The organism is Janibacter indicus, assembly GCF_900176385.1.
In the GTDB taxonomy this organism is placed as follows: domain Bacteria; phylum Actinomycetota; class Actinomycetes; order Actinomycetales; family Dermatophilaceae; genus Janibacter; species Janibacter indicus.
In genome coordinates this window covers 226,121-248,666 of record NZ_FWXN01000001.1, presented here as the reverse complement: position 1 = coordinate 248,666, position 22,546 = coordinate 226,121, and the positions used below count along the sequence as shown (strand labels likewise).

The 22,546-nt window shown below is 72.5% G+C and carries 25 protein-coding genes; 4 read left to right on the top strand and 21 right to left on the bottom strand.

Translation table 11 applies throughout. The features are described from left to right. Positions 1 to 55: 55 nt before the first annotated feature. From dprA to rplS, 8 genes are all read right to left on the bottom strand, one after another. A complete protein-coding gene (gene dprA / locus B9B60_RS01180; RefSeq protein WP_084449479.1) occupies positions 56 to 1,249 on the bottom strand; it encodes a DNA-processing protein DprA in 1,194 nt (397 codons plus the stop codon). Further along, on the bottom strand, positions 1,246 to 2,787 hold the full coding sequence (locus B9B60_RS01175; protein WP_084449478.1) for a YifB family Mg chelatase-like AAA ATPase: 1,542 nt from the start codon (positions 2,785 to 2,787) through the stop codon (positions 1,246 to 1,248). Before B9B60_RS01175 ends, dprA begins: the two co-directional genes overlap by 4 nt. Beyond that, the gene (locus B9B60_RS01170; protein ID WP_084449477.1) at positions 2,784 to 3,155 is read right to left on the bottom strand and encodes a YraN family protein; all 372 of its coding nucleotides are present in this window, start codon (positions 3,153 to 3,155) and stop codon (positions 2,784 to 2,786) included. Before B9B60_RS01170 ends, B9B60_RS01175 begins: the two co-directional genes overlap by 4 nt. Before the next feature lie 117 nt (positions 3,156 to 3,272). Then, complete coding sequence (locus tag B9B60_RS01165) at positions 3,273 to 3,587, bottom strand: DUF2469 domain-containing protein (RefSeq protein ID WP_072624137.1); 315 nt, start codon at positions 3,585 to 3,587, stop codon at positions 3,273 to 3,275. Then, positions 3,584 to 4,378: a ribonuclease HII gene (locus B9B60_RS01160; RefSeq protein WP_084449476.1), complete on the bottom strand. Its 795-nt coding sequence runs from the start codon at positions 4,376 to 4,378 to the stop codon at positions 3,584 to 3,586. Before B9B60_RS01160 ends, B9B60_RS01165 begins: the two co-directional genes overlap by 4 nt. Next, positions 4,375 to 5,196 carry a signal peptidase I gene (gene lepB / locus B9B60_RS01155; RefSeq protein ID WP_072624136.1) on the bottom strand — a complete coding sequence of 274 codons (822 nt, stop codon included), beginning with the start codon at positions 5,194 to 5,196 and terminating at the stop codon, positions 4,375 to 4,377. Before lepB (B9B60_RS01155) ends, B9B60_RS01160 begins: the two co-directional genes overlap by 4 nt. A 109-nt stretch (positions 5,197 to 5,305) precedes the next feature. Then, positions 5,306 to 5,998, bottom strand: coding sequence for a signal peptidase I (gene lepB / locus B9B60_RS01150; protein WP_084449475.1), 693 nt, complete (start codon positions 5,996 to 5,998; stop codon positions 5,306 to 5,308). Between the two features lie 34 nt (positions 5,999 to 6,032). Further along, positions 6,033 to 6,389 (bottom strand): 50S ribosomal protein L19, encoded by a 357-nt coding sequence (gene rplS / locus B9B60_RS01145; protein ID WP_072624135.1) that lies wholly within the window; start codon positions 6,387 to 6,389, stop codon positions 6,033 to 6,035. Between the two features lie 182 nt (positions 6,390 to 6,571). Between rplS and B9B60_RS01140 the strand changes: the two genes are divergently transcribed. Then, positions 6,572 to 6,931, top strand: coding sequence for a hypothetical protein (locus B9B60_RS01140; RefSeq protein ID WP_084449474.1), 360 nt, complete (start codon positions 6,572 to 6,574; stop codon positions 6,929 to 6,931). A gap of 28 nt (positions 6,932 to 6,959) precedes the next feature. On the opposite strand, the gene trmD is transcribed toward B9B60_RS01140, so the two are convergent. From trmD to B9B60_RS01115, 5 genes are all read right to left on the bottom strand, one after another. Beyond that, positions 6,960 to 8,159 carry a tRNA (guanosine(37)-N1)-methyltransferase TrmD gene (gene trmD / locus B9B60_RS01135; protein ID WP_084449473.1) on the bottom strand — a complete coding sequence of 400 codons (1,200 nt, stop codon included), beginning with the start codon at positions 8,157 to 8,159 and terminating at the stop codon, positions 6,960 to 6,962. A gap of 3 nt (positions 8,160 to 8,162) precedes the next feature. Continuing rightward, the gene (rimM, locus tag B9B60_RS01130; RefSeq protein WP_084449472.1) at positions 8,163 to 8,711 is read right to left on the bottom strand and encodes a ribosome maturation factor RimM; all 549 of its coding nucleotides are present in this window, start codon (positions 8,709 to 8,711) and stop codon (positions 8,163 to 8,165) included. A 90-nt stretch (positions 8,712 to 8,801) separates the two neighbouring features. Then, a complete protein-coding gene (locus B9B60_RS01125; protein WP_072624131.1) occupies positions 8,802 to 9,044 on the bottom strand; it encodes an RNA-binding protein in 243 nt (80 codons plus the stop codon). Between the two features lies 1 nt (position 9,045). Next, positions 9,046 to 9,558, bottom strand: a complete 513-nt coding sequence (gene rpsP / locus B9B60_RS01120) for a 30S ribosomal protein S16 (RefSeq protein WP_072624130.1) — start codon at positions 9,556 to 9,558, stop codon at positions 9,046 to 9,048. Between the two features lie 165 nt (positions 9,559 to 9,723). After that, positions 9,724 to 10,185, bottom strand: a complete 462-nt coding sequence (locus tag B9B60_RS01115) for an RrF2 family transcriptional regulator (RefSeq protein ID WP_084449471.1) — start codon at positions 10,183 to 10,185, stop codon at positions 9,724 to 9,726. Positions 10,186 to 10,351: 166 nt separating this feature from the next. On the opposite strand from B9B60_RS01115, the gene B9B60_RS01110 reads away from it, so the two are divergent. After that, positions 10,352 to 11,272, top strand: coding sequence for a sulfite exporter TauE/SafE family protein (locus B9B60_RS01110; RefSeq protein ID WP_084449470.1), 921 nt, complete (start codon positions 10,352 to 10,354; stop codon positions 11,270 to 11,272). Positions 11,273 to 11,305: 33 nt separating this feature from the next. On the opposite strand, the gene B9B60_RS01105 is transcribed toward B9B60_RS01110, so the two are convergent. From B9B60_RS01105 to B9B60_RS01075, 7 genes are all read right to left on the bottom strand, one after another. Beyond that, on the bottom strand, positions 11,306 to 12,394 hold the full coding sequence (locus B9B60_RS01105; protein ID WP_084449469.1) for an amidohydrolase family protein: 1,089 nt from the start codon (positions 12,392 to 12,394) through the stop codon (positions 11,306 to 11,308). A gap of 9 nt (positions 12,395 to 12,403) precedes the next feature. Further along, the gene (locus B9B60_RS01100) at positions 12,404 to 13,048 is read right to left on the bottom strand and encodes an SDR family oxidoreductase (RefSeq protein ID WP_084449468.1); all 645 of its coding nucleotides are present in this window, start codon (positions 13,046 to 13,048) and stop codon (positions 12,404 to 12,406) included. 68 nt (positions 13,049 to 13,116) lie between these two features. Beyond that, positions 13,117 to 13,917 (bottom strand): alpha/beta fold hydrolase, encoded by an 801-nt coding sequence (locus B9B60_RS01095; RefSeq protein ID WP_084449467.1) that lies wholly within the window; start codon positions 13,915 to 13,917, stop codon positions 13,117 to 13,119. Between the two features lie 7 nt (positions 13,918 to 13,924). Beyond that, a complete protein-coding gene (gene ffh, locus B9B60_RS01090) occupies positions 13,925 to 15,547 on the bottom strand; it encodes a signal recognition particle protein (protein ID WP_084449466.1) in 1,623 nt (540 codons plus the stop codon). A gap of 10 nt (positions 15,548 to 15,557) precedes the next feature. Continuing rightward, positions 15,558 to 17,930 (bottom strand): [protein-PII] uridylyltransferase, encoded by a 2,373-nt coding sequence (locus tag B9B60_RS01085; RefSeq protein WP_084449465.1) that lies wholly within the window; start codon positions 17,928 to 17,930, stop codon positions 15,558 to 15,560. Positions 17,931 to 17,942: 12 nt separating this feature from the next. Beyond that, positions 17,943 to 18,281: a P-II family nitrogen regulator gene (locus B9B60_RS01080; protein WP_007927419.1), complete on the bottom strand. Its 339-nt coding sequence runs from the start codon at positions 18,279 to 18,281 to the stop codon at positions 17,943 to 17,945. Further along, the gene (locus B9B60_RS01075; protein WP_084449464.1) at positions 18,278 to 19,717 is read right to left on the bottom strand and encodes an ammonium transporter; all 1,440 of its coding nucleotides are present in this window, start codon (positions 19,715 to 19,717) and stop codon (positions 18,278 to 18,280) included. Before B9B60_RS01075 ends, B9B60_RS01080 begins: the two co-directional genes overlap by 4 nt. 130 nt (positions 19,718 to 19,847) lie before the next feature. Between B9B60_RS01075 and B9B60_RS01070 the strand changes: the two genes are divergently transcribed. Further along, entirely contained in the window at positions 19,848 to 20,243 is a 396-nt protein-coding gene (locus tag B9B60_RS01070; protein ID WP_072624121.1) for a thiol-disulfide oxidoreductase DCC family protein, read from the top strand. Next, positions 20,240 to 20,956 (top strand): DUF4333 domain-containing protein, encoded by a 717-nt coding sequence (locus B9B60_RS17270; protein WP_084449463.1) that lies wholly within the window; start codon positions 20,240 to 20,242, stop codon positions 20,954 to 20,956. Before B9B60_RS01070 ends, B9B60_RS17270 begins: the two co-directional genes overlap by 4 nt. A gap of 109 nt (positions 20,957 to 21,065) precedes the next feature. On the opposite strand, the gene ftsY is transcribed toward B9B60_RS17270, so the two are convergent. Further along, positions 21,066 to 22,523: a signal recognition particle-docking protein FtsY gene (ftsY, locus tag B9B60_RS01060; RefSeq protein WP_084449462.1), complete on the bottom strand. Its 1,458-nt coding sequence runs from the start codon at positions 22,521 to 22,523 to the stop codon at positions 21,066 to 21,068. Positions 22,524 to 22,546 lie beyond the last annotated feature (23 nt).

The window sequence follows — 22,546 nt, the reverse complement described above, 5'->3', positions numbered from 1 at the left end:
CCCACGGTGCCACGGTCTGACCCGCGCGTCCCGGAGGTCACGCCGTCCTCCATCGTCAGCGCCTCGGGCCGGGGCCGCGACGCCAGCCGCCGGTGTCGTCCTGCACCACCCACCCCTCGAGCGACATCTCCGCCAGGTCGGCGAGCACCTCCTCGAGCGGCACCACGAGCTCGACCGCGAGCTCGCCGACCGGGACTCCCCTGCGGCTGCTCAGTAGGTCGTGGATGCGGCGGTGCGGCGGCCGGAGCACGTCGAGGTCACGGGCTGGACCGAGGAGCTCGACCGGTTGGTCGACCTCCTCGCCCACGCGTCCGGCCAGGGCGAGCAGGTCCGCGGTGTCGGTGACCAGACTGCCGCGGTGCTTCTGGATCCACTCGTGACAGCCCGCCGACGACATCTGGGTCACCGGACCGGGCACGACCCCGACGGGGCGGCGCATCGCCTCGGCCCAACCGGCGGTGTTGAGCGAGCCGGACCGCAGCCCCGCCTCGACGACGAGCGTCGCCTGCGACAGGGCAGCGATGATCCGGTTGCGCGAGAGGAAGCGGTGCCGCATGCCCACGGTCCCGATGGCCAGCTCCGTGATGACGACCCCCTGCTCGGCGACGGCGTCGACGAGCCGCCGGTTGCCCTCCGGGTATACCCGGTCGGGCCCGCACGGGAGCACGGCGATGGCCGGCCCGTGCACGGCGAGCGCCCCCTGGTGGGCCGCGGCATCGATGCCGAAGGCCGCACCGGACACGACCGTCCAGCCCCGACCCGCGGCGCCCGCCCCGATCTCCCGGGCGATGGCCTCGCCGTAGCCCGTGCTCGCGCGCGAACCGACGATGGCGACGGCCCGGGTCGACAGGTCGGTGAGCGACCCCTGCCCCCGCACGTGGAGCAGGTGCGGGGAGACGAGGGGGTGCGAGAGGACCTCGGGCCAGTCGGCGTCTCCCGGGATCACGACCCGGGCCCCCGAGCGCTCGACGCGGTCCAGCTCGCCGTCGACGTCGACCCCGACCACGTGCGCGCGGGCACTCGCCGAGCGGGGCAGGTCGCCGTCGGCAAGGCGGTGCCAGGCCTCGACGTGACCGACCTCTGCGAGGACGGACTGCAGGGCGTGTGGTGCATCGCTCACCCGCTCGCGGCGCAGCTCGAGCACCCGCGACCAGGCGACCCGCGCCCGCCGCTCGTCGGACCCGACCATCGCGTGGGCGCGAGCGACCTCGGCACTCGTCGGGATGCCATCGACCTGGGACCGGCTCATGCCGCCACCGCGCCCTGCGTGCGGTACATCAGCGCCAGACCCACATCGGTCGGGCTCGGGACGGTACGGCCGTTGAGGTCCGCCGAGGTCCACGCCAACCTCAGGATCCGGTCGTAGCCGCGGACCGTCACCTGCCCCAGGTCGAGCGCCCGATCGAGCGTGGCAGTCGTGGCCGACGGCAGGCGCCACGGTCGGCGGCGCAGCTGCGGCCCGGGGACCTGGCTGTTGAGCGACCAGCCGAGCGGCTCCCACCTGCGTCGCTGCACCTCGCGGGCGGCCAGCACGCGGGCGGCGACCGCCTCGCTCGAGTCGGGTGGGTCCTCGCTGAGGTCGGCCAGGCTGACCTTGGGGACCTGCACTTGGATGTCGACCCGGTCGAGCAGCGGTCCGCTGAGCCGGGCCGCATAGGCCCGCCGCTCGGTCGGTCTGCACCGGCAGGCCAGTCCCTTGCCGTGCCCCTCGCCGCACGGGCACGGGTTGGCCGCGAGGACCAGCTGGACCCGGGCCGGGTAGGTCACCCGCTCGCGGGCCCGGGCGATGACGACCCGCCCGGACTCGAGCGGTTGCCGCAAGGCCTGGAGCACCGCGCTGCCGAACTCAGCCGCCTCGTCGAGGAAGAGCACGCCGTGGTGCGCCTGGGACAGCGCGCCCGGCAGCACGACGCCCGAGCCCCCGCCGACGAGGGCTGCGACGCTCGCGGAGTGGTGCGGCGCGACGAAGGGGGGCACGACGTCGAGGCCGGTCGGCGGTGCCACCCCGACGAGGGAGCGCACGGCCAGGGTCTCGAGCGCCTGCTCGCGGGTCAGCGGCGGCAGGATCGTCACGAGTCGCTCGGCGAGCATCGTCTTGCCCGAACCCGGTGGACCGTTGAGCAGCAGGTGGTGCCCGCCCGCCGCTGCGAGCATGAGTGCCGTGCGGGCCTCGTGCTGGCCGGACACCTCGGCCAGGTCCAGCCGTCGAGCTGCCGGCCCACTGGGCGCCACGGATGCCTCGTCGGCCGGGTGGAGCCCGCCGCCCTCGCGCTGCGCCGAGCGGTAGGCGAGCACGAGCTCCCCGAGCGTGCCGGCCGTGGAGACCCGCACCCCCTCGACGAGCCGGGCCTCGGCCACGTCCTCGGGTGCGACGACGACGTGCCCGCAGCCGGCGGCCTGCGCGGCGAGCACCGCCGGCAGCACCCCGGTGACGTGCCGCAGCCGCCCGTCGAGGCCGAGCTCGGCGAGGTGCACGACGGGTCGTACGAGCGCCGCCGGCAGCTCCTCGCAGGCGGCGAGGACGGCGACGGCGATGCCGAGATCGAAGCCCGTGCCGTGCTTGGGGATCGACGCGGGCGACAGGTTGACCGTCAGCTGGCGGGAGTTGAGCGAGAAGCCGGCGGAGATCGACGCTGCCCGCACCCGCTGGGGTGCCTGACGCAGCGCCGCGTCGGGCAGGCCGCTGATGTCGAAGGCCGGGAGCCCTCGCCCGACGTGGCACTCGATGTCGACGAGATGACCGGTGATCCCGCGCAGCGCCACCCCGCGGGTCACCCCGATGCTCACTGCCCCACCCCGGGCCGGAAGTCGACCTCGTAGAGGCCGTCGGGGTCGCGGACCAGCCCGACGAAGTCCAGCCGCACGCCCCGGGCGTCGACCCGGTGCTCGGCGAGCCACCGCCCCGCCAGCCGACGCAGCCGCGCGAGCTTGGCCCGGGTGATCGCGTGCACGGGGTCACCGAAGGCACGGCTGCGCCGCGTCTTGACCTCGCAGACGACGACCACGTCGCCGTCTCTCATGACGAGGTCGATCTCGCCCTCGCTGCACCGCCAGTTGCGGTCGAGCAGCTGCATGCCCTGCCTGGTCAGGAAGGTCACGGCGAAGTCCTCGCCGTCCGCTCCCACGCTCGCCCGTGTGGGCTCCACCTCGGTCATCTGCGACCACCTCCGACCTCCAGTCAAGGTGGCCGGTGGCTCCGACGAGGCCATCACCTCGCGGCTGTGGACACCGCCGCTCGCCGCACCGGGTCTGGGGACGGGGTCCCGACTCGGCTAGAAGCCGCCGTCGGGCATCTCGAGCTCGGACTTGGCGAGCTCCTCGACGTTGACGTCCTTGAAGGTGACGACTCGCACCTGCTTGGCGAAGCGCGCGGGACGGTAGATGTCCCACACCCACGCGTCCTGCATCGTCACCTCGAAGTAGACCTCGGCTCCCTCGCCGCGGACCGTGACGTCGACGCTGTTGGCGAGGTAGAAGCGCCGCTCGGTCTCGACGACGTGGCTGAAGAGGTGCACCACGTCGCGGTACTCGCGATAGAGCGCGAGCTCCATCTCGGTCTCGTACTTCTCCAGGTCCTCAGAGCTCACCGGGACCTCCCTTCGCTCACCGTGCCGGCGAGCAGCTCGTGGCCCTCGCCCGGTCCGACCTCATCATCCCCCACGGCCTGCGGCACGACGGCCGCCACCCCCGGCAGGGACCACGAGCGGCGATGCTCCTCACTCGGCCCGTGGGCCGCGAGCGCGTCGAGATGGGCACTCGCGGAGTAGCCCTTGTTGTCGGCCCAGCCGTAGTGCGGGTGTGTCTGCGCGAGCTCGACCATGCGGGAGTCGCGCTCGACCTTGGCCAGCACGCTCGCCGCCGCGACCGAGCTGCACCGCATGTCCGCCTTGATCATCGTGCGCACCGGCGGCGTCGAGGCACCACCCGACAGCTCGGCGAAGAGCCCCACCTCGTCGGGGTCGGTGAGCCAGTCGTGGTTGCCGTCGAGCAGGACGAGGTCGGGGACCACGTCGAGCTGGCCGAGCGCCCGCTGACCCGCGATGCGCAGCGCGGCGATGATCCCGATCTCGTCGATCTCCGCCGGCGAGGCGTGCCCGACCGCGTGCCCGAGGGCCCAGCGGTGCAGCCGCGGCACCATCGCCTCACGCGCCGCGGGCGTGAGCAGCTTGGAGTCGCGCACACCGGCCGGCGCGGTGCGGCAGGTCTCGTCGATGACGACGACCCCGACGCTCACCGGCCCGGCGAGCGCACCGCGCCCCACCTCGTCCATGCCGGCGAGCACCCGGTGCCCGGCACGCTGCAGCTCGCGCTCGACGCGCAGGCTGGGTTTGCCGGAGAGGCCACGCCCGGAGCGAGGCCCGCGGCGAGCGGGCGTCACGACGTGTGCGGCTCGCGCGCGGGCGGGCCGAGCGAGCGGTTGCTGCCCGCGTCGGGGACCTCGGAGAAGACCTCGCTGTGGTCGCTCAGCGTCGTCATGCGGTCGAAGGGCCAGACGGTGACGACGGCACGACCGACGACGAGGTCGATCGGGACGGACCCCTTGTCGCCGGTGCCGCCCGGGTCGTGGAAGCGCGAGTCGCTCGAGTCGCTGCGGTTGTCACCCATGACCCACAGGCTCCCGCTCGGCACGGTGATGTTGAACTCCTGCTCGCTCGCCTCGACCCCGGGCTTGAGGTAGGGCGACTCGTCGACCGGCTCGCCGTTGATGAGCAGGCGCCCCTCGGCGTCGCAGCACTGCACGTGGTCACCCGGCAGGCCGATGACCCGCTTGATGAGGTGCCCCTCGGAGGTGTCGGGGAGCAGGCCGACGAACATCAGCGCGTCACGCACCCCGTCGAGCACCGGCCCGCGGCTCGTCTCGGGGGTCGGGCTGAGCCAGTCGCCCGGGTCCTCGAAGACGACGATGTCGCCGCGCTTGATGTCGAAGGGACCCGGCGTGAGCTTGGAGACGACGACCCGGTCGCCGACGAGGAGGGTGTCCTGCATCGACTCGCTGGGGATGAAGAAGGCCTGGACGAGGAAGGTCTTGACGATGAAGGACAGGGTCAGGGCCATCGCCAGCACGACGACGATCTCCTTGACCACCGCGCCGAGCCGGGCGCCGAAGCCGCGCTCGTTGGTCGTCCGCTCGTCCCGGGCCCGCTCCCGCTCGGCGTCCTCGGCCTCTGCGTGGGCCGAATCAGGATCGTGTGCCACAGGTCTCTTCCTCTACCGCGCCCCGGGTTCGGGCGTCATCCGCTCCAGTATTGCTGCTCGACGCCCGCTTCGGCGCATCCGTGACCGCCGTGTCCCGGCAGCCGGTCGCTCACCCGGCGTGGTCCCCGAGGCCACCGATCCGGTCCAGCGGCCAGTAGCGCCACGCCACGTGGCCGACGACGTCGTCGACGGGGACCATGCCACCGCCGGGGTCACCGAGGTGGGCACGGGAGTCGGCGGAGTCGCCTCGGTTGTCGCCGAGGACGAAGAGGCGCCCCTGCGGGACGGTGACGTCGAAGGGGGTGTCGCAGGCGGTCGTCCCCGGCTCCAGCCAGGGCTCGTCGACGGGTTGGCCGTCGACCTGCAGACCGTCGTCGGGCGTGCACGTCACCCGGTCTCCCCCGACCCCGGCGACCCGCTTGAGGAAGTCCTGCTCGCCCAGGTCGATCGACAGGGTCGAGGCGATCGCGGACAGCGTGCGCCCGATGACCCCGTCGGAGGCGAAGGGGGTGCGGTCGGCGGCCGCGAAGGTGTCGGTGCCGTCGAAGACGATGACGTCACCGCGCTCCACCTCGCCCGCGCCGATCTTGGTGACGACGACCCGGTCGCCCGGCATGATCGTCGGCTCCATCGACCCGCTCGGGACGTGGAAGGACTGCATGACGAAGGCTCGCAGCAGCACGACGAGGAGCACGGCGATGCCGATCTCGAGCAGGAGCCGGCGGGCCGGACGCGCGTCGACCCCCGCCGGGTCTCCGGCGGGGGTCGAGGCGCTGGTGTCCTGGGTGGGCTCGGTCGACATCGGGGTCAGCCTAGAGCCCGCAGCAGGGCGAGGGTCAGCTCGCGGGGGTCTCGCGACGCTCGCGGATGCGGGCCGCCTTGCCGCGCAGGTTGCGCAGGTAGTACAGCTTCGCGCGGCGGACGTCACCACGGGTGGCGACCTCGATCTTCTCGATGACCGGCGTGTGGAGCGGGAAGGTGCGCTCGACACCGACGCCGAAGGAGACCTTGCGGACGGTGAAGGTCTCGCCCACGCCGCCGCCGTGGCGGCGGATGACGACGCCCTGGAAGACCTGGACACGGGAGCGGTTGCCCTCGATGACCTTGACGTGGACCTTGACGGTGTCGCCGGCCCGGAACTCGGGGACGTCGTCCCGCAGGGACGCCTTGTCGATCTCGTCGAAACGCTGCATGGCGCTGTCGCTTTCTTGCAGACGCCACAGGTCGTCCGCCCTCGTCAGTACTGTGTGAGGTGTCGCGCCCACCGCCGCGTGCAGCGGGTGACGATGCCTGTCGGCCTCGTCGCTCCCGGCACTCCCCCTGTGGCAGGGGCGGTGTCCATGAGCGCGATGTCCAAGTCTGCCAGAGGGAGCGCGTGACCAGAAATCGACCGACCGCCGACGAGGCGACGTCCGTCGGCGGCACGCGTCTCGGCCGTGCCGTCGGTGCCGTGCTCACCGTGACCCTCCTCGCGCCGGCGGCTGCCGTCCTCACCTCGCGGCTGCGCGGGCTCATCGACCTCGAGGCCGGGCTCGGGTCGCAGTGCGGTGGCATCGACGCCCTCGGCCCGGCCCTGCGGACCAGCCTGCCCGTGGTCTTCCTCGTGCTGGCGATCCCGGTCGCCCTGCTCTCGCTGGGTCACCGGGCGCGTGGGTGGGTCTGGCTGTTCGCGGCCCTCGTGGGCACCGCCGCGCTCGAGGTCGCCCTGCGCGTCTGGCTCCCGGCCTGCCTGTGACCCCTCCCTTCGTGACGAAGGGGGTGACTCACCTGTGCACGGGACGGCTGAGGTCGACCGTGCCCGGGCACTCGCCGGGACCGCACACCCGGTACCCGGCCTTCTTGTACAGCCGCAGCAGACGCGACTGGTCGGCCCCGGTGTTGAGCCAGTAGGCCCGCACGTCGGCCGGGGCGAGGGCCTCGGCGTGCGCGAGCAGCGCCCGTCCCAGCCCGCGTCCCTGCAGATCGGGCGCGACCATGAGCCGCCCGATCTGCCAGGTCGTCGGCTCCTGCGGGTCGCGCCGCACCCGGACCGATCCGACGAGACGCCCCTGCGAGCGGAAGAGGTGCGTCGTCCAGTGCTCGAGGTCGTCGGCGACGGTCGCGGCGTCCTCGGCGGGCGCGCCCCACCAGTGCTGCTCGGGCGTGACCATCTCGATCCAGCAGGCCTTCTGCAGCACGGTCAGCTCCGCGGCATCCGCCCGGGTGGCGACCGAGTGCTCGAGCCCGGCGAGCTCCTCCGTCGTCGCCGCCACGTGCAGCAGGTCGGGACGACGGGCGGCGGTGCGGGCGAGCCGCTGCTCATGGCGCCACTGCGCGATGGCCGCGTGGTTGCCGCCGAGCAGGACGTCGGGCACGGTGCGCTCGACCCCGTCACCGCCGTCCCACACCGCGGGCTTGGTGTAGATCGGGTACTCGAGCAGACCCCCTTCGTGCGACTCCTCGACGAGCGACTCGGCATTGCCGACGACGCCCGGCAGGAGCCGACCGATGGCCTCGACCATCGCCAGGACGGCGACCTCGCCGCCGTTGAGCACGTAGTCGCCGAGCGAGACCACCCGCACGGGCATCCGCTCGGCCGCCCACTCGTAGACCCGCTCGTCGATGCCCTCGTAGCGGCCGCAGGCAAAGGCCAGCCAGGGCGCCTGCGCGAGCTCGCGCGCGGTCGCCTGGGTGAAGCGCTCACCGCCGGGCCCGGGCACGACGAGCACCGGCGCCGGGCCGGTCGTCTCGTCCGCCGAGTCGAGGACGTGCGTGAGGGCCTCGCTCCACGGCTGCGGCTTCATGACCATGCCCGCTCCCCCGCCGTAGGGGGTGTCGTCGACGGTGCGGTGCCGGTCGTGGGCGAAGTCGCGCAGGTCGTGGACCCGCAGGTCGATGATCCCCTCGCGACGGGCCTTGCCGATGAGGGAGATGTCGAGGGCCGCGAGGTAGTCGGGGAAGATCGAGACGGCGTCGATGCGCACGGCTCACTCCCCCTTCGCGTCGATGTCGAGCAGACCGGGGGGCGCGTCGACGACGAGTCGGCCGGCCTCGGGGTCGACCTCCGGGACGAGCACCTCGACGAAGGGGACGAGCGCCTCGCTGCCGTCGGGTCGCCGCAGTCGCAGCCGGTCCTGGGCGGCGCCGAGCTCGAGCGCGACCACCTCGCCGACCGTGGTGCCGTCGGGCGCGACCGCGGTCAGGCCCACGAGGTCCGCCTCGTACCAGCCCTCGTCGTCGGCTGTCGGGTCCGGCTCGTCGGCCGACAGCACGAGCCGGGTCCCGCGCAGCGACTCGGCGCCCGTGCGGTCGGGGATCTCCTCGAACCCGAGCAGCCAGATGCCGCGGTGCACACGCGTCGTCGCCAGGGTGAGGCGACGCGGCACGCCGGACCCGGGCTCGGCCCGCGTCTCGAAGACGGCGCCGGGCACCAGCCGGCTCTCGGGGTCGTCCGTGTGCAGCTGGACGGTCACCTCGCCGCGCAGCGCGTGCGGCTTGCCGATGCGGGCGACGACGTGGCCCTGCGTGGAAGTCATGCCGGACAAGATATGTACCCGCGCCCCGACATGGCGAATGGCCGCCACCCCGCAGGGTGACGGCCATCCGTCATGACGTGGGCGCTGCCCTCAGCGCTCGCGGTCGGTGTCGACGATGTCGATCCGCACGTTCTCCCCGCCGGAGAGCGCGCCGAGGACGGTGCGCAGGGCGGAGGCGGTGCGGCCGGAGCGACCGATGACGCGGCCCAGGTCGTCGGGGTGCACGCGCACCTCGAGGATCTGGCCGCGACGCAGCTGCTTGCTCCGGACGACGACGTCGTCCTTGTGGTCGACGATGCCGGTGACCAGGTGCTCGAGCGCCTCGTCGAGCATGTCAGGCCTCGGTGGTGGTCTCGGCCTCGGCCGGGGTCTCCTCGGCGGGGGCCTCGGCAGCCTCGGCCTCGGCCTTCTCCGCAGCGGCCTTCTCCTCGGCAGCCTTCTTGTCGGCGGCCTCCTTGTCGGCCTTCTTCTTCGCGGTGATGGCCTCGTGCTCCGCGCCCTCCTTGTCGGAGGAGGCGAGGGCGGCCTCGTAGAGGTCCTTCTTGGAGGTCTTGGGCTCCTTGACCTTGAGGGTGCCCTCGGCGCCGGCCTCACCCTTGAACTTCTGCCAGTCACCGGTGACCTTCAGCAGGGCGGCGACGGCCTCGGTGGGCTGGGCGCCCTGGGAGAGCCAGTACTGCGCGCGCTCGCTGTCGATGTCGATGACCGAGGGCTCCTCGGTGGGGTGGTACTTGCCGATCTCCTCGATCGCCCGGCCGTCCCGCTTGGCACGGGAGTCCATGATGACGACGCGGTAGAAGGGGGCGCGGATCTTGCCCATCCGCTTGAGACGAATCTTGACGGCCACGGTGCGTGGTCTCCTTCGAGTTCATGAGCACGGCGAGACCGTGCGCGGATCGCACGGGGTATCGAGCTCGGGGTGTAGGCATCCGGCGCACGCAGGAGGGATCCCCGGCGCGGACGGGTACGAAGGGGGATTCTTCCACGAGGAGCCACCCCCGGCAAAAACCGGTCAGCGGTTCTCCCAGGCCCCGGGGGCCGCCACCGCCTCGGTGACCGCGTCGGGGAAGTCACCGCTCAGCACGTCGGCGAGGCTCGTGCCGTCGAGGACGGAGCGCACGCTCGAGCGCACGGCCACCCAGACGGTGCGCAGGTGGGTCGCCGCCCCCTCGTAGCTCGTCGCCTGCGGCCGCTCCCCGCGAACCTCGGCGAGCGGGCCGTCGACGGCGCGGATGACATCACCGACGGTGATGTCGGCGGAGGCCCGGGCGAGGAGGTAGCCGCCGTTGGCGCCCATGCGGCTGGAGACGAGCCCCGAGCGGCGCAGGTCGGCGAGGATCGCCTCGAGGAACTTGCGCGGCAGCTCCTGCTCCGCAGCCAGCCGGACGACGGAGACGGGTGTCCCCCCTTCGCCCGAGGCGGCCAGGGTGAGCATCGCGCGGACGGCGTAGTCCGATCGGGCCGAGATGTCCATGCCCCCAGTATCGCCGCTCGCCCACCGACGCCCGGACCACACCCTGAGACATAACTGACCGTTACTTGACCCATAAGCGAGCCGTAGGTAAAACTCCCTCTAGTCCCATGGGAGATGTCCTGACTTCCCGGGCCGTCGCACACTCCTCACGGAAAGAGTCCTCCGTATGCGCAAGCTCGTCCTCCTGGCCGTCGTCGGCCTCCTCGCCCAGCTCGTCGACGGATCGCTCGGCATGGCCTACGGCGTCACGACGACCACCCTGCTCCTGGCCATCGGCACCAACCCCGTCGCTGCCTCCGCCACGGTCCACCTCGCCGAGATCGGCACGACGCTCGTCTCGGGCGCCTCGCACTGGCGCTTCGGCAACGTCGACTGGCCGGTCGTGCTCAAGATCGGCGTCCCCGGCGCGGTGGGCGCCTTCGCCGGCGCGACCTTCCTCGCCAGCCTCGACACGTCGACGGCCCAGCCGATCATGTCCGGCATCCTGCTGGCCCTGGGTCTCTACGTCCTGCTGCGCTTCACCTTCAAGGGGCTGCGCAAGGATCGCCTCGGCACCCCGCTGCGCAAGCGCTTCCTCGCTCCCCTGGGGCTCTTCGGTGGCTTCGTGGACGCGACCGGTGGCGGTGGCTGGGGTCCCGTCGGCACCCCGGCGATCCTCGCCAGCGGCCGCCTGGAGCCGCGCAAGGTCATCGGCTCCATCGACACCAGCGAGTTCCTCATCTCCCTCTCCGCGAGCATCGGCTTCCTCGCCGCGCTCGGCTCCCAGGGGATCAACTTCTCGTGGGTGGCCATGCTGCTGCTCGGTGGCGTCATCGCCGCTCCGATCGCCGCGTGGCTCGTGCGCACCATCCCCCCGCGCGTCCTCGGGTCCGCCGTCGGCGGGATCATCGTCCTCACCAACTCCAAGACGATCCTCGAGAGCGTTGGCATCACCGGCACCCCCACCGTGACCGCCTACGTCCTGATCCTCGCCCTGTGGATCGGTGCCGTGGCCTGGAGCATCCGCGCGCACCGCGCGGAGGTCGCCGCCGACGCGGCAGCCACCGACGGCGAGACCGAGCGCGAGCTCGTCGGCGAGCCGGCCTGACCCCCGCCCGCCGACCCCACGGGTCGAAGGTCGTCAGCGACCGCCCACGCGAGCGCCCCGCAGGATGACGTGTGCCGGTGTGCCGCAGGCGCGCACGTCCTCGCGGGGGTCGTCGGCGAGGACGACGAGGTCGGCGTCCTCGCCCTCGACGATGGCGGGCTGGCCCAGCCACTCACGGGAGCGCCACGTGCCGGCCGCCAGGGCCTCGCGGGTGGAGAAGCCCGCGCGGGTGAGCAGCTCCATCTCCTGCGCGACGAGGCCGTGCGGCAGCGAGCCCCCGGCGTCGGTGCCGACGAAGACGTCGATGCCGGCGTCGTGTGCCGCGGCGATCGTCTCGAAGCGCCGTTCGTGCAGCTGCAGCATGTGCCGGTGGTAGTCGGGGAACTTCTCCGCGGCGGGGGCCGCGATCTGCGGGAAGGTCTCGATGTTGACCAGGGTCGGCACGATCGCGATGCCCTGCTCGGCGAAGGTCGAGATCGTCTCCGGCACCAGCCCCGTGGCGTGCTCGATGCAGTCGGTGCCCGCGGCGGCGAAGTCGGCGAGCGACTCCTCGCCGAAGCAGTGGGCGGTCACCCGCGCCCCCTCCTCGTGGGCGGCGGCGATCGCCTCGACGAGCACCTCGCGGGGCCAGCAGGGAGCCAGGTCGCCGACTCCGCGGTCGATCCAGTCGCCGACGAGCTTGACCCAGCCGTCGCCGGCACGGGCCTCGGCCCGCACACGCGAGACGAGCTGCTCGGGCTCGACCTCGTGCGCGTAGTTGCGGATGTAGCGCTTGGTCCGGGCGATGTGCCGGCCGGCGCGGATGATCTTGGGCAGGTCGTCGCGCTCGTCGATCCAGCGGGTGTCGGCCGGGGAGCCGGCGTCACGGATGAGCAGCGTCCCGGCGTTTCGGTCGGTGAGCGCCTGCTGCTCGCTCGTCGCCTCGTCGGCCGCCCCGTGGGCGTCGAGACCGACGTGGCAGTGCGCGTCGACGAAGCCCGGCAGGACGTAGCCGGTCACCGTCTCGACGTCACCGCTGGTCGGCGGCGTGAAGGAGACCTTGCCGTCGATGATCCACAGCTCGGGCACGCTCTCCTGCTCGGAGACCAGCACCTCGCCCTTGACGTGCAGCACTTCAGCCATGACCCGAGGCTAGCCCGAGATCGCCTCGTCGATCGGGGTCTCCCCGTCGTGGAACTCGATGGTGCGCCGCACGGTGCCGTTGGCCTCGAGGGTCGCCGCGATGACCCGGGCGACATTGGCTCGCGAGACCTGGCCGCTCCCCTCCCGGCCGACCTGGATCTTGCCGGTCGGCGGGTCAAGGGTCAGGCTGCTCGGCCCGAGGACGGTCCAGTCGAGGTCGGTGCCGCGCAGGTGCTCGTCGGCCGCGGCCTTGGCCTCGGCATATGCGTGGAAGGGGTTGCTCGGGTCGACGCCGTGGTCGGGCCCGGCGCCGCAGTAGCTCAGCATGACGTAGCGCCGCACGCCGGCCTGTCGCGCGGCCTCCATCGAGCGGATCGCCGCGTCCTGGTCCACGGCCCGGGTGCGCTCGGGGTCTCCCCCGCCGGCGCCGGCGGACCACACGACCGCGTCGTGGCCCGCGAGGACCTCGGCGATGCCGTCGGTGTCGAGCATCTCGACATCGGCGACGTGCGGGGTCGCCCCTGCCGCCTCGACGTCGGCGGCGTGATCGGAGTTGCGGATGACGGAGGTCACCGAGTGCCCGAGTTCGGCGAGGATCGGGGTGAGCAGCAGAGCCACCTTGCCGTGGCCACCGATGACGACGATGCGGGACATGATCGGGTCCTCTCGGTCGGGGTGCCCGGCTGGTCCGCCGGACCCCTCTACTCCATCACACTCCGGCGTCAGCGCGACGAGGTGATGAGCGCCCGCAGCGCCTGGAGCGTCACCTCGGGCGCCTCGGAGTGCACCCAGTGCCCGACACCCTTGACGGTCACGAGCCGCACCCGGGGGAAGAGCCGTCGCATCTCGGCGAGGTCGTCGTCGGTGACGTAGAGCGATCGCTCGCCGGCGAGCCACAGCACCGTCTTGTCGAAGGGGGCGAGACCCGCCACCTCGTCGGTGGGCCAGCCGCCGATGGTGGCGATGTCGCGGCCGATCACCTCGAGGTTGGGCTGCCAGCGCCAGCCGTCGCCCTCCCGGCGCAGGTTCTGCAGGAGGAAGGCCCGCACCCCCGGATCGGGTGCGGCCTCGCGCATCGCCGCGTCGGCCTGCTCACGGGTGGTGATGCTGCCGAGGTCCATCGCCTGCATCGCGGCGATGTACGTCTCGAACTCGCTGAAGCTCGTCGTCGCGGCCGGAGAGATGTCGACGACGCACAGCCGGTCGACGAGCTCGGGGTGGCGCAGGGCCACGAGCATGGCGATCTTGCCGCCCATGGAGTGCCCGACGACGATCCACGGCTCGGTGTCGTCGATCGCACGAAGGGAGTCGGCGACGAGGTCGGCCGCCCCGGCGTAGTCGAAGCGCTCGGTCCACGGCGAGCGCCCGTGGTCAGGCATGTCGAGCAGCGTCGGGCGGCAGATGTCCACCAGGCCCTTGGCGATCTGGGTCCAGTTGCGGCCCTGCCCGAAGAGGCCGTGGCAGAAGGCGACCCGGGGACCGGACTCCCCCGAGGTCACGGCGTGCAGCATCGGCGTGCTCATGCCGGGCTCAGCTGCCCCCGCCCAGGAACTTGTCGAAACCCTTCGGCAGCTGGCTCGGGTCGAGGTCGGCCGGGAGGCCGCCCGGTCCGCCCTGTGCACCGCCGCCGCCACCGAAGGAGGACCCGGCAGGCCCGCGGCCAGCAGCCCGCTCGGCTGCCTCGCGCTCCTGCTGGGCGCGCTTGGCGGGATTGCCGGACTTGCCCTTCTTCTGCGGCTGCTTGGTCTGCTTCTTGCGGCCCCCGCCGCCCATGCCGGGGACGCCGGGCATGCCCGGCATGCCGCCACCGCGGGCCATCTGCTTCATCATCTTCTGCGCCTCGGTGAAGCGCTCGAGCAGCTGGTTGACCTCGGAGACCGTGACGCCTGAGCCCTTGGCGATGCGCGAGCGGCGCGAGCCGTTGATCTGCTTGGGGTGGGTGCGCTCGAAGGGGGTCATCGAGCGGACCATCGCCTCGACCCGGTCGAACTCCCGCTCGTCGAGGGCGTCGAGCTGGGCCGACATCTGGCCCATGCCCGGCATCATCTTGAGCATCGACTTCAGCGAGCCCATCCGCTTGATCGCGGACATCTGCTGGAGGAAGTCGTCGAAGGTGAAGTCCTCCTCGGCGAGGAACTTGCGCTGCATCTCCTCGGCCTCGCCACGCTCGAAGGCGCGCTCGGCCTGCTCGATGAGCGTGAGGACGTCACCCATGTCGAGGATCCGACCGGCCATGCGGTCGGGGTGGAAGACCTCGATGTCCTTGGTCTGCTCGCCGGTGGAGGCGAACATGATCGGCCGCCCCGTCGTGCCCGCGACGGACAGCGCGGCACCACCTCGGGCGTCACCGTCGAGCTTCGACAGGACGACACCGGTGAAGTCGACGCCCTCGGCGAAGGCACGCGCGGTCTCGACCGCGGCCTGGCCGATCATCGAGTCGATGACGAAGAGGACCTCGTCAGGCTCGATCGCGGCGCGGATGTCGGCGGCCTGCTGCATCAGCTCGGCGTCGACGGCGAGGCGGCCGGCGGTGTCGACGATGACGACGTCGTGCTGCTGGGCCTGCGCGTGCGCGATGCCGGCGCGGCTCACGCCGACCGGGTCACCGAAGGAGCGGGTGCCCTCCCCCGACTCGAGGACCGCGTCGTGGCCGCCGGTGTTGCCGCGCTCGGGCGCGAAGACCGGGACCCCGGCGCGCTGACCGGTCACCTCGAGCTGGGTGACGGCATTGGGGCGCTGCAGGTCGGCCGCGACGAGCAGCGGGGTGTGCCCCTGCTCCTTGAGCCAGGCGCCCAGCTTGCCGGCGAAGGTCGTCTTGCCGGAGCCCTGGAGGCCCGCGAGCATGATGACCGTCGGCGGCCGCTTGGCGAACTGGATCGTGCGGGTGTTGCCACCGAGGATCGTCACGAGCTCGTCGTTGACGATCTTGATGACCTGCTGGGCGGGGTTGAGCGCCTGGCTCACCTCCGCGCCGGTGGCCCGCTCGCGGACGGCGGCGGTGAACTCCTTGACGACGGGCAGCGCCACATCGGCGTCGATGAGCGCCATGCGGATGTCACGGACGGTCTTGTTGACGTCGGACTCGGACAGGCGCCCCTTGCCGCGGAGGTTCTTGAAGGTCGCGGTCAGGCGGTCGGACAGGCTGGTGAACACCCGGCCAAGGTTATCTGCCCGCGGCGCTCCCTTCGTCCACCTCCCCGTCACACCCGTCGATGACGGCCGACACGGCCCGCGCCACGGCCGCCGGACCGAGCTCCCGACCGTCCCGGTCGGTGACGTAGAAGGTGTCCAGGGTCTGCCCCGCGTGGGTTGAGATGTGCGCGGAGCGCACGCTGATCCCCTCGGCGGCGAGGACCAGACCGAGGTCGTGCAGCAGCCCGGGGCGGTCCTGCGAGCGCACCTCGATGACCGTCGCCCCGCTCCCGGCGCTGGGCAGCACGAAGGCCCGCGTGCCGCCGGCCGTCCCCGGACGCTCCGGGCCGCGGCGACGGCGCGCGAGCGAGCCGAGTGCCGCGCGGTCACCGGCCTCGAGCCGGGTCAGCCCGGCCGTGATCCGCAGCGGCTCCGGAGGGTCTCCCCCTGGCGACTCGACGAACCACTCGTCGACGGCGATGCCGTCGACCGTCGCCAGCCGGGCGCGGCGCACGGTCATGCCGTGGGCCGCGAGCAGGCCGGCGGTGTCGGCGAAGAGCCCCGTGCGGTCGCGGCCGTGGATCGTCAGCGTCCAGCCACCCGGCCCCGGGTCGACGCGCACGTGCGGCCGGCCGGCGACGACGTCGCCGAGGGCCTCCTCGTCGACCTGCGGGTCAGGGGCGAGCGGCGGCACCGGCGGCGCCACCCCGGTGAGCCGGTCGCGAACCTGCCCGGTCAACGTGTCGAGCAGGCTGGCGCGCCAGTCGGTCCACGCGGTGGGGCCGGCGGCCCGGGCGTCGGCGACGGTGAGCGCCCGCAGCAGCTCGAAGGCCTGCGGGTCCTGGCCCACGAGGTCGCACACGGCGGCCGACGTCGCCGGGTCGGAGAGGTCACGGCGCGTGGCCATCTCGATGAGCGTCAGGTGCTCGCGCACGAGGAGCACGACGAGCTCGCGGTCGGCGTCGGCCAGTCCCCAGCGCCGCAGGACGGTGTCGGCGATGTCGGCACCGGTGCGGGAGTGGTCACGGGCCCCGGCGATCTTGCCGATGTCGTGGAGGAGCGCGGCGAGCAGCAGCAGGTCCGGGCGGGCGACATCGCGGGCGAGCGCCGTGGCTTGCGCGACGGTCTCGAGCAGGTGCCGGTCGACGGTGTGCCGGTGCACGGGGTTGTGCTGCGGGCGGCACCGCACAGCGGCCCACTCCGGCAGCCAGCGCTCGACGACGCCGACCTGGTCGAGCCCCTCCCAGACGGCCTCGAGCCCGGGTCCGGCGGCGAGCAGGTCGGTGAGCAGGTCGCGGGACTGACGGTCCCACGGTGTCGGCAGGTCCGGGCAGTCGGCGAGGTTGGTCAGGGTCTGCGGCGCGAGCGGCAGGCGGTGGCGTGCGGCGACGACACCGGCGCGAAGGGGGAGGGTCGGGTCGACGCCGACGAGCCGGGTTGTACCGAGGACGGCCTCGCCGTCGTGCGCGAAGAGTCCGTGCCCGAGCGGGGTCATCGACGGGCGGCGCGGGCCGACCCGCAGGACGCGGGCACGCTGGCTCTGACCGGCACGGCGCATCGTCGACTCGAGGGCCCAGGCGATGGTGCGGGCGCTGCTCGAGACGCTCGTGAGCAGCTCGTCGGCGTCGGCGTGGCCGAGCAGTGCGGCGACGGCGTCGTGCTCCTCGCGCAGCAGCCGGTCGCGGCCGCGCCCGCTCACGACGTGCAGGGCGTCACGCACGTCGAGCAGCCGGGTCAGGGCCGGTCCGACGGCACCGTGCGGTCGGTCGGTGAGCCAGGCCCGGGTGAGGGCGTCGAGCACGGTGACGTCCCGCAGGCCGCCGAGGGCCTCCTTGAGGTCCGGCTCGATCTGCTGGCTGAGGTCGCCGTGCCGGTGGTGGCGGGCGCGCACGGACTCGACGAACTGCGGCAGCCGGGTGCGGGCACCCGAGCGCCAGTCGTGGGAGACGGTGGAGCGGACCCCCGCGACGAGCTCCTCGTCGCCGGCGACGAGGGAGAGGTCGAGCAGGCCGACCGCCGCTGAAAGGTCCTCCCGGGCGACGCTGCGGCACTCGGCCGCGGAGCGGACCGAGTGGTCGAGCGCGAGCCCGGAGTCCCAGATCGGGTACCAGAGCCGGTCGGCCATGGCCGTGAGGTCGTCGGCGCGGATGCTGCGGCCGTCGTGGACGAGGACGAGGTCGAGGTCGCTGAGCGGGCCGGACCAGCCACGCCCCAGGGAGCCCACCGCAGCGAGCGCGATGCCGGGGCGCTCCCCCACGGCGTCGAGGTGGAGATCGGTCAGCCAGCTGCGGGTCGCCTCGCTGATCGCGGCGCGGCGGGCCTCGCCGGCACCCGGGAGCGTGAACTCCCGGGTGCCGGCGAGATCGAGCCGCGCGGATCGCATGTCGCTTCCGGTGCGGGTCATGGTGTCCGAGGCTCAGATCGCCTCGACTCCCTTCTCCCCGGTGCGCACGCGCACGACGTCGTCGATGGGGGTGACCCAGACCTTGCCGTCACCGATCCGACCGGTGCGGGCCGCCGAGACGACGACGCCGACGACGGACTCGGCGTCGATGTCCTCGACGAGGACCTCGAGGCGGATCTTCGGGACGAAGTCGACGGTGTACTCGGCCCCGCGGTAGACCTCGCTGTGGCCGCGCTGGCGGCCGTAGCCGCTCGCCTCGCTCACGGTCATGCCGGTGATGCCGAAGGACTCGAGGGCCTCCTTGACGTCGTCGATCTGGTGCGGCTTGATGATGGCGGTGACGAGCTTCATGCCCGGACCTCGCTTTCGGTGTCCGTCGCGGCGGTGGTGGGGAGGGTGCTGCTGAGGACGGAGCGGGCACGGCTGGCGCCGACTCCACCCAGGTCGTAGCCGGACTCGGCGTGCTCGGCGGCGTCGATGCCGGACACCTCGTCCTCCTCGGTGATCCGCCAGCCCATCGTCGCCTTGAGGGCGATGGCGATGACATAGGTGAGGACCGCGGAGATCACCAGGCTGATGAGCGCGACGACGATCTGCAGGAGCGTCTGGTCGAAGCCGTCTCCGTAGAGGAGCCCGCCGTCCGTGGCGAGGAGGCCGGCACCGACGGTGCCCCAGAGGCCGGCGACGAGGTGCACGCCGACGACGTCGAGCGAGTCGTCGTAGCCGAAGCGGAACTTCAGGCCGACGGCGAGGGCGGCCAGGGCACCGGCGACGGCACCGAGGACCAGCGAGCCGACCGGCGATAGGGCGCCGCAGGCCGGGGTGATGGCGACAAGACCGGCGACGACACCGGAGGCTGCGCCGACCGAGGTCGCGTGGCCGTCACGCAGCTTCTCCACGAGCAGCCAGCCAAGGATCGCGGCCGCGGTCGCAGCGGTGGTGTTGACCCAGACGAGGCTGGCGACACCGTCCGCGGCCAGCTCGGAGCCGGCGTTGAAGCCGAACCAGCCGAACCACAGCAGACCGGCACCGATCATCACGAGCGGGACGTTGTGCGGCCGCATCGCGGTCTTGCCGAAGCCCAGGCGCTTGCCGACGACGAGCGCCAGGACGAGGCCGGCGATACCGGCATTGATGTGCACGACGGTGCCGCCGGCGAAGTCGATGGGCGCGACGTCGGCTGCACCGTCCGAGCTGCCGAACATCCACGACGCGACGCTCCGCTCGGCGCCGGAGAGCAGGCCGCCGCCCCACACCATGTGGGCGATCGGGAAGTAGACGGCCGTCAGCCAGATGGCGACGAAGACCAACCAGGTGGAGAACTTCGCCCGGTCGGCGATGGCCCCGCTGATGAGCGCGACCGTGATGATCGCGAAGGTCAGCTGGAAGCCGGCGAAGAGGACCTCGGGGATGAAGACGTCGGCACCGAAGACGTCGATGACCGGCATGCCGTCGGCCCCGACGGTCCCGGTGACGCCCTCGACCGTGCTGGCGACGCCGCGCAGGCCGAACTTGTCGAAGGGGTTGGCGAGGACACCGCCGATGTCGGACCCGCCGAAGGACATCGAGTAGCCCCACAGGACGTAGACGACACCGGCCACCCCCATGGCACCGAAGCTCATCATCATCATGTTGAGCACGGACTTGGCACGGGTCATGCCGCCGTAGAAGAGGGCCAGGCCCGGAGTCATCAGGAGCACGAGGGCTGCGCAGATGATCATGAAGGCCGTCGCTGACGTGTCAATCTCTGGTGGTGTCGCCGCAAGGGGCGCAATGGTTGGACTCATAGGTGGAAGACTCGTGCGCCGCAGTTTCACCACGGCGCGCGAGATGTTTCGGTGGTGTTTCCCCTCACCCGTACGTGTTAATCCTCTGTGTCGCGAGCGGGTGCGTCCCACTGGGTGGGACGATCGGTCCATGCGACCGATCCTCGTCTTCGACGGCGACTGCGGCATGTGCACCACGTGCGCCGACCTCGTGCAGCGTCGCCTGCGCCGCTCCCCCGACGACTACGACGTCGCCCCGAGCCAGCGGCTGGACCTCCCTTCGCTCGGCCTGACGCAGGAGCAGTGCGACGAGGCCCTGCAGTGGGTGGCCGCCGACGGGCGGACCAGCTCTGGGCACGACGCGGTGGCCGACCTCCTCGCCGCCTCCCGGTGGTGGGTCAGGCCGGTGGCGCTGCTGCTGCGCCTGCCCGGTCTGCACGCACTGGCAGGTGTTGGATACCGTTGGGTTGCAGGACACAGACAGGTATTTCCGGGGGGAACGCCAGCATGCAGCCTCCCGGCGCATCGCGAGCAGGGAGAGTCATGACGCAGCCCCCCACCCCTCCGGGACAGCCCGGTCCGCACCAGCAGCCCTACGGGCAGCAGCAGCCCTACGGCCAGCAGCCCGGTTACGGCCAGCAGCCCTACGGTCAGCAGGCGACCAACCCCTACGGCGGTCAGCCCGGCGGCCCCGGCGGCACTCCCCCGGCCAAGGGCGGCGTCCCCGTGTGGGCCTGGGTCGTCGGCGCCATCGGCCTCGTGCTCGCCCTCGTCTGCGCCGGCGGCATCGGCCTGGTCGCCCTCAACGACAGTGACGAGGAGACGACGAGCGCGTCGTCGACCGAGGACCCCACCGAGGACCCCACCACCGAGGACCCGACCACCGAGCCCACGACGACGACCGAGCCCACGACGACGACCGAGCCGACGACGCCCTCGTCGACGTACACGCCGCCCTCCTCGACGACGCAGTCGGTCCCGCCGGCCCCCTCCGGCACGCCCAACACGAGCAGCAGGCACCAGCTGAGCGCCGACGAGCTCGAGGGCCAGATCGCGCGCGGCATGAGCCAGTACGGCCACACCAAGTCCGACATCAACTGCATCGGCGGGATCGTCCTCATCGAGGGCCGCACCGCCACGTGCACCGCGCCCGTCCCGGGCGACTCCAGCCGCACCTCGACGGTCAACGTCAAGGTCGCCTGGGCGGTCAACACCTCGACCCAGCTGCGCTACTACCTGACCTTCAACCAGCGCACCTGATCCGTGCCGCCGGGTGCCGTCAGGGCCCGGTGGGCAGATCGAAGGGGGCGCCGGTCGCGACCGGCGCCCCCTTCGCCGTCCCTGCCTGCGCCGCGGTGGCGCGAGCGGGTCAGCCGACGATCGCGTCGACGAAGGCCTCCGGCACGAAGGGCGCCAGGTCGTCGGGTCCCTCACCGAGGCCGACGAGCTTGACCGGGACGCCGAGAGTGCGCTGCACGGCCACGACGATGCCGCCCTTGGCGGTGCCGTCGAGCTTGGTGAGTACGACGCCGGTGACGTCGACCGCCTCGGCGAAGACCTTGGCCTGGGCCAGGCCGTTCTGCCCCGTCGTCGCGTCGAGGACGAGCAGGACCTCGTCGATGGGGGTCTGCTTCTCGATGACCCGCTTGACCTTGGACAGCTCGTCCATGAGGCCAACCTTGTTGTGCAGCCGGCCGGCGGTGTCGATGATCACCGCGTCGGACTCCATCTCGGCCGCGGCCTTGACCGCGTCGAAGGCGACGGCCGCCGGGTCCGCGCCCTCGCGGTCGCTGCGGATCGTGGGCACGCCGACGCGGGCACCCCAGGTCTCCAGCTGGTCGGCGGCCGCCGCGCGGAAGGTGTCGGCCGCCCCCAGCACGACGTCGCGGTCGTTGGCGACGAGGACGCGCGCCAGCTTGCCGACGGTCGTCGTCTTGCCGGTGCCGTTGACGCCCACGACGAGGATGCACGCGGGGCGACCGTCGACGCGCGAGGCCGCCAGGCCGCGGTCCATCGTCGGGTCGACGAGCTGGAGGAGGTCGGCGTAGAGCCAGTCCTTGGCCACCTCGGGGTCGGTCGTGCCGTCGACAGAGACGTGGTTGCGCAGCGAGTCGACGAGCTCGGTCGTCGGCTCCATGCCCAGGTCGGCGACGAGCAGGGTGTCCTCGACCTCCTCCCAGTCCTCCTCGGAGAGCTTGCCCTGCGACAGCAGCGCGAGCAGACCCTTGCCGATGGCGCCGTTGGAGCGGGCCAGGCGGCTGCGCAGCGCACGCATCCGGTCGCGGGTGGGTGCGGGGGTGTCGAGCTCCGGCTCGGGCTCGGCGGGGGCCTCGGGCTCGGCGGGGGTCGGCTCGGTGACCTCCGGCTCGGTGGTCTCCGGCTCGGTGGTCTCCGGCTCGGCCGGGGCCGGCGTCTCGGCGGTCTCGTCCTGCGGGGTGACGGGCGGGACGGTGCGCGCCCGATCGACGTCGGCGTCGGACTCCACGGGGGTGAAGTCCTCGGCCGGTGCGCTCTCGTCCGGCGTCTCGGTGACCGGCTTCTCCGCGGCAGGCTTCGCCACAGGGGTCTCATCGGCCGGGGGCTGGTCCCCCCCCTTCGCCTCGGCCGGCGGAGCCTGGGGCTGGGCGTGCTCGCTCGGCCGGTCGAGGACGATCGTGCCGCTGCGGTGGTCGGTCGTGCCCTTGGGCCGCTCCGGCGGTCGCTGCTGCGGCGGCAGCTCCTTGGTCGTGCCGCGGCCGCCGCGCAGGAGCCCGACGGCGAGCCCGCCGAGGAGGACCAGCAGCCCGACGGCGACGACGATGTACTCGGTCAGCGTGTCGATACCCATCACCCGGTCATCTTCTCAGGGTG

Coding starts and splice junctions, on each gene's coding strand:
- B9B60_RS01080 (WP_007927419.1), bottom strand. CDS start 18,281: ATGAAGCTCGTCACCGCCATCATCAAGCCGCACCAGATCGACGACGTC.
- rimM (WP_084449472.1), bottom strand. CDS start 8,711: ATGACTTCCACGCAGGGCCACGTCGTCGCCCGCATCGGCAAGCCGCAC.
- lepB (WP_084449475.1), bottom strand. CDS start 5,998: ATGTCGACCGAGCCCACCCAGGACACCAGCGCCTCGACCCCCGCCGGA.
- rplS (WP_072624135.1), bottom strand. CDS start 6,389: ATGCAGCGTTTCGACGAGATCGACAAGGCGTCCCTGCGGGACGACGTC.
- ftsY (WP_084449462.1), bottom strand. CDS start 22,523: ATGGGTATCGACACGCTGACCGAGTACATCGTCGTCGCCGTCGGGCTG.
- B9B60_RS01085 (WP_084449465.1), bottom strand. CDS start 17,930: ATGACCCGCACCGGAAGCGACATGCGATCCGCGCGGCTCGATCTCGCC.
- B9B60_RS17270 (WP_084449463.1), top strand. CDS start 20,240: ATGACGCAGCCCCCCACCCCTCCGGGACAGCCCGGTCCGCACCAGCAG.
- B9B60_RS01070 (WP_072624121.1), top strand. CDS start 19,848: ATGCGACCGATCCTCGTCTTCGACGGCGACTGCGGCATGTGCACCACG.
- B9B60_RS01105 (WP_084449469.1), bottom strand. CDS start 12,394: ATGGCTGAAGTGCTGCACGTCAAGGGCGAGGTGCTGGTCTCCGAGCAG.
- B9B60_RS01075 (WP_084449464.1), bottom strand. CDS start 19,717: ATGAGTCCAACCATTGCGCCCCTTGCGGCGACACCACCAGAGATTGAC.
- B9B60_RS01125 (WP_072624131.1), bottom strand. CDS start 9,044: ATGCTCGACGAGGCGCTCGAGCACCTGGTCACCGGCATCGTCGACCAC.
- B9B60_RS01170 (WP_084449477.1), bottom strand. CDS start 3,155: ATGACCGAGGTGGAGCCCACACGGGCGAGCGTGGGAGCGGACGGCGAG.
- dprA (WP_084449479.1), bottom strand. CDS start 1,249: ATGAGCCGGTCCCAGGTCGATGGCATCCCGACGAGTGCCGAGGTCGCT.
- B9B60_RS01095 (WP_084449467.1), bottom strand. CDS start 13,917: ATGAGCACGCCGATGCTGCACGCCGTGACCTCGGGGGAGTCCGGTCCC.
- B9B60_RS01100 (WP_084449468.1), bottom strand. CDS start 13,048: ATGTCCCGCATCGTCGTCATCGGTGGCCACGGCAAGGTGGCTCTGCTG.
- B9B60_RS01110 (WP_084449470.1), top strand. CDS start 10,352: ATGCGCAAGCTCGTCCTCCTGGCCGTCGTCGGCCTCCTCGCCCAGCTC.
- B9B60_RS01115 (WP_084449471.1), bottom strand. CDS start 10,185: ATGGACATCTCGGCCCGATCGGACTACGCCGTCCGCGCGATGCTCACC.